The organism is Orenia metallireducens (assembly GCF_003001995.1).
Taxonomy (GTDB): Bacteria; Bacillota; Halanaerobiia; order Halobacteroidales; family Halobacteroidaceae; genus Orenia; species Orenia metallireducens_B.
Window position 1 is genome coordinate 1 of sequence record NZ_PVNB01000052.1, and the last position, 7,506, is coordinate 7,506.

6 protein-coding genes are annotated in these 7,506 nt (G+C 32.9%); all 6 read right to left on the reverse strand.

Features of this window, described 5'->3' with window-relative positions; translation table 11 throughout:
- Positions 1-194: transaldolase family protein (locus BX659_RS18160; RefSeq protein ID WP_301178936.1), on the reverse strand; the 194-nt coding region annotated here is incomplete at its 3' end.
- A gap of 44 nt (positions 195-238) precedes the next feature.
- Positions 239-2,110, reverse strand: a complete 1,872-nt coding sequence (locus BX659_RS18165; protein ID WP_097019638.1) for a methyl-accepting chemotaxis protein — start codon at positions 2,108-2,110, stop codon at positions 239-241.
- Positions 2,111-2,241: 131 nt separating this feature from the next.
- The gene (locus BX659_RS18170) at positions 2,242-3,342 is read right to left on the reverse strand and encodes a GntR family transcriptional regulator (RefSeq protein WP_172432017.1); all 1,101 of its coding nucleotides are present in this window, start codon (positions 3,340-3,342) and stop codon (positions 2,242-2,244) included.
- Between the two features lie 158 nt (positions 3,343-3,500).
- Entirely contained in the window at positions 3,501-4,994 is a 1,494-nt protein-coding gene (locus tag BX659_RS18175) for a sugar ABC transporter ATP-binding protein (protein ID WP_216358861.1), read from the reverse strand.
- 213 nt (positions 4,995-5,207) lie between these two features.
- Complete coding sequence (locus BX659_RS18180; protein WP_097019640.1) at positions 5,208-6,146, reverse strand: sugar-binding protein; 939 nt, start codon at positions 6,144-6,146, stop codon at positions 5,208-5,210.
- 125 nt (positions 6,147-6,271) lie between these two features.
- Positions 6,272-7,273, reverse strand: a complete 1,002-nt coding sequence (locus tag BX659_RS18185) for an ABC transporter permease (protein ID WP_253250823.1) — start codon at positions 7,271-7,273, stop codon at positions 6,272-6,274.
- Positions 7,274-7,506 lie beyond the last annotated feature (233 nt).

Consider the following 7,506-nt stretch of genomic DNA (forward strand, 5'->3'; position numbering starts at 1 on the left):
TCAGCATCAAGACTGATTACCTCAGCACTTACTGGTCCATCAATCAATTCACATATCTCCTTAATTCTAGTATGAAAATCTACATCTCCCTCTTTGGCTACTAGACTTGGATTAGTAGTTACACCATCCACAACGCCTAAAGCAGCAGCCTTCTTAATCTCTTCTAAATTTGCAGTATCAATAAAAAATTTCATTCTTTCCACTCTCCTTTGTTATTATTGTTATATTTAATTTAAGATCAAACTTCAAATTTATTAGTTATCCTCTCTAAGCTACTTGACATCTCTTCTAACTGAAGTGAGACATTAGAAACATCTTTAGAAAGTAAGTTCATATCCTTAGCTGAATCTCTAACCTCTTCACTCTTTGCAGATACCTGCTGGGTAGACATATTGACACTTTCTAGCTGTAATGAGGTCTCTTCAATAGCTGCAGCGATCTCATCAAAACTCTGAGCAACTACTTTAATAATCTTAGCTCCTTTATCTGCCTCTTGAGTTCCCTTTGAAACCATACTTAATACATTCTTTATCCCTGCTTCAACCTCTTTAATCGTCTGATTGATCTTAGCAGTAGCTTTAGCAGTCTCCTTAGCTAAACTCCCTATCTCTTCAGCTACCACAGAAAAGCCTTGTCCAGCTCTTCCCCTACGGGTTCCAGAACCCTTCGTAGTAGAACTTGCTCTAGCAGCCTCAATTGAGGCATTTAAAGATAAGAGATTAATCTGATCGGTAATATTTATAATTAAATTATTAATTTCTTTTATCTTCTTAGACTCTTCTGCTAGCTCTTTACTAGCCTGATTGGCTTGAATAATAAAATTATTAATCTTAGTAATTTGTGTAATTGCCTCTTCTACTTGCTCTTTGCCAGATTGTGCACTAGCAGTAGTCTCTTCAGAAAAAGTACTTATCTCTTGATTTGTTGCAGTTATCTCTTGAATAGAATTTACTGTATCTTCTATATAATCAGTCACAGCTTGATTAGCTTTGTGAGACTTTTTAGACGATAAGAATAATTCTTTACTTGTATTGGATATCTCCATGCTACTATCTTTTAAATCACTAACTATATCCACCTGCTGAGCAATTAATTTATTAAAACTAGTGATCAGCTCACCTATTTCATCCTGACGCTCTATATTAATTTTTTGGGTATAGTCACCTTTACTGATACGCTTCATATTAATCTGTAACTGGTCTATAGGAGAAAAGATACTATTAGTCAGCTTCAATGAAATCAGAGTAACTACTCCTCCCACTACCAAGACTAAAATTAGATTATTCCATAAAGACTCTCTAATTTCAGCAAAGGCTTCCTCACTAGATTGCTGAACTATAATAGCCCAGCCTAAACTCTTAATAAATTTATATGAACCAAGTATATCAACACCATTTTCATTTTTATACTCTTTTATTCCATTCTTACCTTTAAATAAGATATACTTAACAAAGGATTGGACCTGACTACTGTCTATATTAGTTACCCCTTCTTTACTATAGAGTGGCTTGCCTGTACTATCTATTAGATAGATATCACTATACTCTATATCATCTATACTACTTGTTATTAGCTCCTTTATAATATCTAAATTGATCTCAGCCCCTAAGACACCTATTATCTTATTATTTGCTCTAATAGGTACAGCAAATTGAATCGATGGCTGATTAATAAATTCTGACTTATGATAGTTAGAAATATAGCTTTGACCTGAAATAGCATTTTGAAACCAAGTTTCACTATAATAGTTCTCTTTAGCCTTTATAAAACCTTCACTAACACTCTTTAAGTGACCATTTTGTCCAATAACATACAATACTTCAAAACCAGAATATAATTTTTTAAAAGCTAGCAGATCACTTTGCTCTAAATTATCATTACTAGCTAAATAACTAATTTGATCTAACTTCTCCTGAGCATAATGATTAATCTTTATTCCTAAACTGTTAGCCAGAGATTTATTGAATAAAAATACTTGTTCTTTCATTAAATTTTTCTCTCGATTATAATTTAGTAGTCCTAGAAAGATTATTGGTAAAATAGTTATTAAGAGAAAAATCAAAATCAATTTCTTCTTTAAACTTCTATTCAGCTTATCGAAAAAAGCCATCTCAATCACACCTTTTTATTGCCTTGGTCTTAATCAGTACAAGTTAAAATTATAATACTCTAAATAAAATAGATATATTGATATTTTGATAATCTTAAATCTATAAGTGCAAAATAAAATATTTTATTCAATTAACTTAAATCTTTAACAGAACTTCTTTCAATCAATCTAGGGTTAAAAATTATATTTTCATTTAAATCATTACTTCTTTTGTTGATATTCTCTAAAATAAGCTTAGCTGCTTTCTGCCCTGACCGCATTTTAGGATGGGCAATAGAAGTAATTGATATATTCTTCAGCTCCACTAAAGAAGAATCATCAAATCCTATAATTGATACATCTTCTGGTACTCTATAATTTAAATCACCTAATAATTCCTTAACCAAAATTGCAACTTGATCATTAAAGCAGAAGATAGCTGTAGGAGGATTATCCAATCTCATCAATTCTATTGTTATCTCCTTTATCTCTTCTTTAAATTTATCTTGATCTTCAAATTCAGAGATATAATATTTCTTAATATAATCATTATAAACAGGAATATTATTATCTTTTAATGCTTCTTCATAGCCCTGAAAACGGTTAATTGATGGCATATGAAGCCCTTTATAAATAATCGCTATCTGTTGATGCCCTTTATTTATAAAAAACTCTGTAGCCAAGTACGCCCCTTTTTGATCATCGACTATCACATGATTAAACTTCTCATTTTCAAGATTACTATCAAGGACCACAACAGGTATATCATTATCCACAAACCTTTCTAGCAGGCCAATATTAGAATAGTTATAGGCACTCTTAGCTGGCTCAATAATCAGTCCATCTATCTCTTTTTTTAAAAATTCATTTAAAATTTCTTTCTCCCTTTGCTGATCATCTTTAGAATTACCTAGAATAATTTGATATCCATTCTCATGCAAAATACTATCAACACCACTTAGAATATCAGAGAAGATATAATCATGTAGACTGATACTGATAAATCCTATATTATAAGTGGGCTGCTTTATACTCTTAGTACAGAAGGTACCTATTCCTTGTTTTTTATAAACAAAGCCCTCTTGTTCTAATATATTTAATGCTTTTCTAACAGTATGCCTACTAATATTATATTCTTCACATAAATCATTTTCCGTAGGTAATTTTTCTTCTGGTTTTATTTGCCCTGTAGTAATTAACTCTTTAATATTCTCTTTTAATTTCAAATATTTAGGTAAATAATTCATATTCATAATTACCATACTCCTTATATTGTTATAAAACACTGATTCTAAGTTAATGAGATAAAACGATAATATTTATGGTTAAAGAATGAATTAAAAGACAAGTCCCTATAGGGTTATCAACTTATGCATCTAGTAATTATAGGAACCCGCCGATATAAATAAATTTATACCTTCCTAATCTTCTCTCCTGATGCCGCTAACATAATATCCTCTTGATTGAAGTTTTGGCGACTGAATTCACCAGTTATATCTCCCTCATACATAACAAATATTCTATCACTCATTCCGATGACTTCAGGTAGTTCAGAAGAGATCATGATAATTCCAATACCTTGCTTTGCTAGTTCAACAATCAAAGAGTAAATCTTTGCTTTAGCTCCTACATCTACTCCACGAGTCGGTTCATCTAAGACCAGAATCTTTGGTTTAATAGCCAACCATTTAGCAATAGCCACTTTCTGCTGATTTCCACCGCTTAAATTTCTAACCTTCTGTTTACTAGTAGTCTTAATATCTAAATCCTCTATGAAAGAATCTACTATATCATACTCTTTTTTCTTATCTGGGAAGAGAAATTGGCTTATCTTATCAAGGATTGTTAAGGTTGTATTTTCACGGGTACTCATCTGTAGAATTAGTCCTTCTTTCTTTCTATCTTCAGATAGGTAACCAATACCGTGATCTATAGCATCCTTAATCCCTGATATTTTAATCTCATCCCCTTCTAAATAAACCTTTCCTTCTACAACAGAGTTAACTCCCAGGATAGATTTCATCAACTCAGTTCTACCAGCTCCAACCAAACCAGAAAATCCTAATATCTCTCCCTTTTTGAGATCGAAACTTACATTATTAATATGTCGATTATCACTTAAATTCTCTACTTTTAATATTTCTTCTCCAATTGGATGCTCTTCCCAATTATAAAAATCAGTTAACTCTCTACCAACCATATAAGAGACCAAGCTATTCTTATCTAAATCTTCGATATCTTTAGTAACAATCTTCTGACCATCCCTTAAAACTGTTACCCGATCACAGACCTCAAATAATTCTTCTAGTCTATGGGAGATATAAACGATTGTAAGTCCTGATTCTTTTAGCATCTCAATAATATTAAAGAGCACCTTCTCTTCTCTTTTAGTCAAAGCATCTGTTGGTTCATCCATAATTAAGACCTTTGAATTATAAGAGAGTGCTTTAGCTATCTCTACCATCTGTTGATAAGCAACACTTAATTCCTTTACCTTCTTATCTGGATCAAGGTTTAAGTTGTATTTGGCTAATAACTCTTCAGTCCATACTCTAAGCTGTACTTTGTCAACTAAGCCAGAACTTTTAATTGGTTCTCTACCAATAAAGATATTCTCTGCTACTGGCAAATTATCAAACAAGTTAAACTCCTGATGAATAATACATATTCCCTTCTCTATAGCAGATAATACTCCATCAAATTCTACCTTCTCACCTTGGTAGATAATGTCACCTTTAGTTGGTTGATAAACTCCAGATAGCACCTTCATCAAAGTACTCTTTCCAGCTCCATTTTCACCAATCAAACCATGAACTTCACCTTCCTGTAAGTCAAAAGAAACCCCATCTAAAGCCTTAACTCCAGGGAAATACTTACAGATGTTCTTCATCTCTAATATAGGCATATATATCAACTCCCCAATTATAATCGAATATATTAGTATATAGCTATAAAATATCTATTATAATACCATTAGACTCCAATTATTAATTAGGGGCATATTATTTCTTATAATCACCTTATTTACTAATATAATAGGTGCCCCATTATCTTTTAAACTTAAATATTAGTTAGTAGCTATTATTTATTATCAATTTCTTATAATTATTCCTTATAATTATTTCTTATAGCTATCGATATTCTCCTTAGTTACAACAGAAACTCCAGTATCAATAAACTCATTATCAACCTTTTCGCCATTTGATAGGTTTAATAATAATTCAACTGATTTATATCCCATTAAATCAGGTCGTTGAGCAATAGTAGCATAAACTACACCTTCTCTAATGTAATTTAAGGTTTGAGGCATATCGTCAAATCCGATAACAACTACATCTCCTACTTTACCCTTACTCTTTAAAGCTTGAGCAGCAGCAGGTGCACCACTAGCACTAGAAGCAAAGATACCATCTAAGTCATAAGCTTGTAATAATGCTTCAGCCTGACTTAAGGCTAATGACATGTCATCACCATTTGCTTCAACTTTTACAACTTTAATATCAGTGCCTGCTAACCCTTCTTTAAATCCTGCTATTCTTTGGTTTAAGTTCTCTGCTCCTAGCTGTCCAGTCATAATGGCTACTTTACCTTTTCCATTTAATTTCTTAGCCATTGCTTCCCCAGCCTTCTTTCCAGCAGATTTATTACCTGTTCCAATATAGGCTAATCTCTCACTATTAGGAGCATCAGCATCAAAGGTAATTACTTTAATACCTTTATCCATTGCTTGTTTAATAACTGGCTTAATCGCATTGGCATCTACTGGAGAGATAGCAATACCACTAACCCCCTGTACTATTAAGTTCTCAATTGTAGACACTTGCTTAGCAGCATCAGCCTTTTGTGGTCCCACAAAGCGAGCATCAACATTCAAATCTTTAGCAGCCTGCTCCATACCTTCTGCACTCAATTTAAAGTAAGGATGACTGACTAACTTCGGTACTACTGCAAAGACCTTCTCTTCACTTTGAGCACCTTGATCATTAGAACAACTAGTAAAGATCATAGTAGCTAAGAATAAAGCTAGAACTAAAATAACACCTTTCTTATTTAACATTAGTAATTCCCCCTTTTAATTTACTAATCTAATTGTAGCTATACACAGATATAAATTGATAAGAGCTAAAAGATCTTGCTTATACTAATCCCCCCTTTTATCTAATATTTTTAAAATCACTTAATTTAATTAGCTTTTAGCTTTCTCTTTTGACGGATTCTATCCATTGCAACTGCTCCTATTACTATTGCTCCAATTGCTATTGTTTGCCAATACACAGATACATTTAATAAGACTAGACCATTTCTTAAAACAGCCATAATAGCAGCACCTAAGAAGGTTCCAAAGATAGTTCCTTCTCCTCCCATTAGACTTGTACCACCAATTACTACTGCAGCAATTGTATCTAATTCCCAACCGTCACCAGCATTAGGTTGACCAGAACTCAATCTTGAAGCCATAATAATTCCAGAAACCCCTGCTAGAAAACCAGTAATTGTATAAACCAAAGTCTTAATTTTCTTAACATTCAGACCAGATAATTCAGCAGCTTCTTCATTACCACCAATAGCATAGATGTATCTTCCCAGATTTGTTGAATTTAAGAAGATATGACCCAATATCATGATCGCTACCATGATAATAACTGGAACAGGAATCCCTAAGATATAGCCTTGTCCTAGGAAAGTAAAGCTATCTGGCACTTCACTAATTGGCCATCCTTGAGTTAACACCATAATAAAACCTCTAGCAATACTCAACATACCTAAAGTTACTATAAATGGTGGGATGTCTATCTTGGTAATTAATGTCCCGTTTATATATCCTAGTAGAGCACCAACTGCTAACCCCAAAATAATTGCTATAAAGACAGGAATTCCAGCAGCCATCAGCATCGTTGTCGCAATACCAGTAAAACCAATGATTGATCCAACTGATAAATCAATTCCCGCTGTGATGATAACAAGGGTCTGTCCTACAGCTACAATTGCTACTAAGGACATCTGTCTAGCAATACTTAAAAGGTTATAGCTTGATAAAAACTTAGGAGTTAAGATGGAGATAACTCCACTTAGTATCAATAATGCCAATAAAATAGTGGACTCTTCAATCTCTAGAAACCTCTTTAATATATTAGACTCTTTTTTCATTTTAGAACCACCCTCCGCTTTAGCGTTAATTTCCATTCTGTTCACTCATCCTTTCCTTCAATTAACTTTTAATTGATGTTAAATCATATTAAAACTACCATTATCCTACCCATCTACCACTGGATATCATTCGATTATTTTAAATAGTCAACCGCTGCTCTCTCAACAGGCAAACAGTTCTTATATCTTTCCATAAAGATTTCAAAGCCTTCAACATCTTCAGCATCTGGTTCAATGATGGACTCATTTTGATCTGCAAAGATATTTTC

What these genes read in the sequence shown, in the direction of transcription:
- BX659_RS18180 (WP_097019640.1), bottom strand. Translation starts at nt 6,146, where the DNA reads ATGTTAAATAAGAAAGGTGTTATTTTAGTTCTAGCTTTATTCTTAGCT.
- BX659_RS18170 (WP_172432017.1), bottom strand. Translation starts at nt 3,342, where the DNA reads ATGAATATGAATTATTTACCTAAATATTTGAAATTAAAAGAGAATATT.
- BX659_RS18165 (WP_097019638.1), bottom strand. Translation starts at nt 2,110, where the DNA reads ATGGCTTTTTTCGATAAGCTGAATAGAAGTTTAAAGAAGAAATTGATT.
- BX659_RS18185 (WP_253250823.1), bottom strand. Translation starts at nt 7,273, where the DNA reads ATGGAAATTAACGCTAAAGCGGAGGGTGGTTCTAAAATGAAAAAAGAG.
- BX659_RS18175 (WP_216358861.1), bottom strand. Translation starts at nt 4,994, where the DNA reads ATGCCTATATTAGAGATGAAGAACATCTGTAAGTATTTCCCTGGAGTT.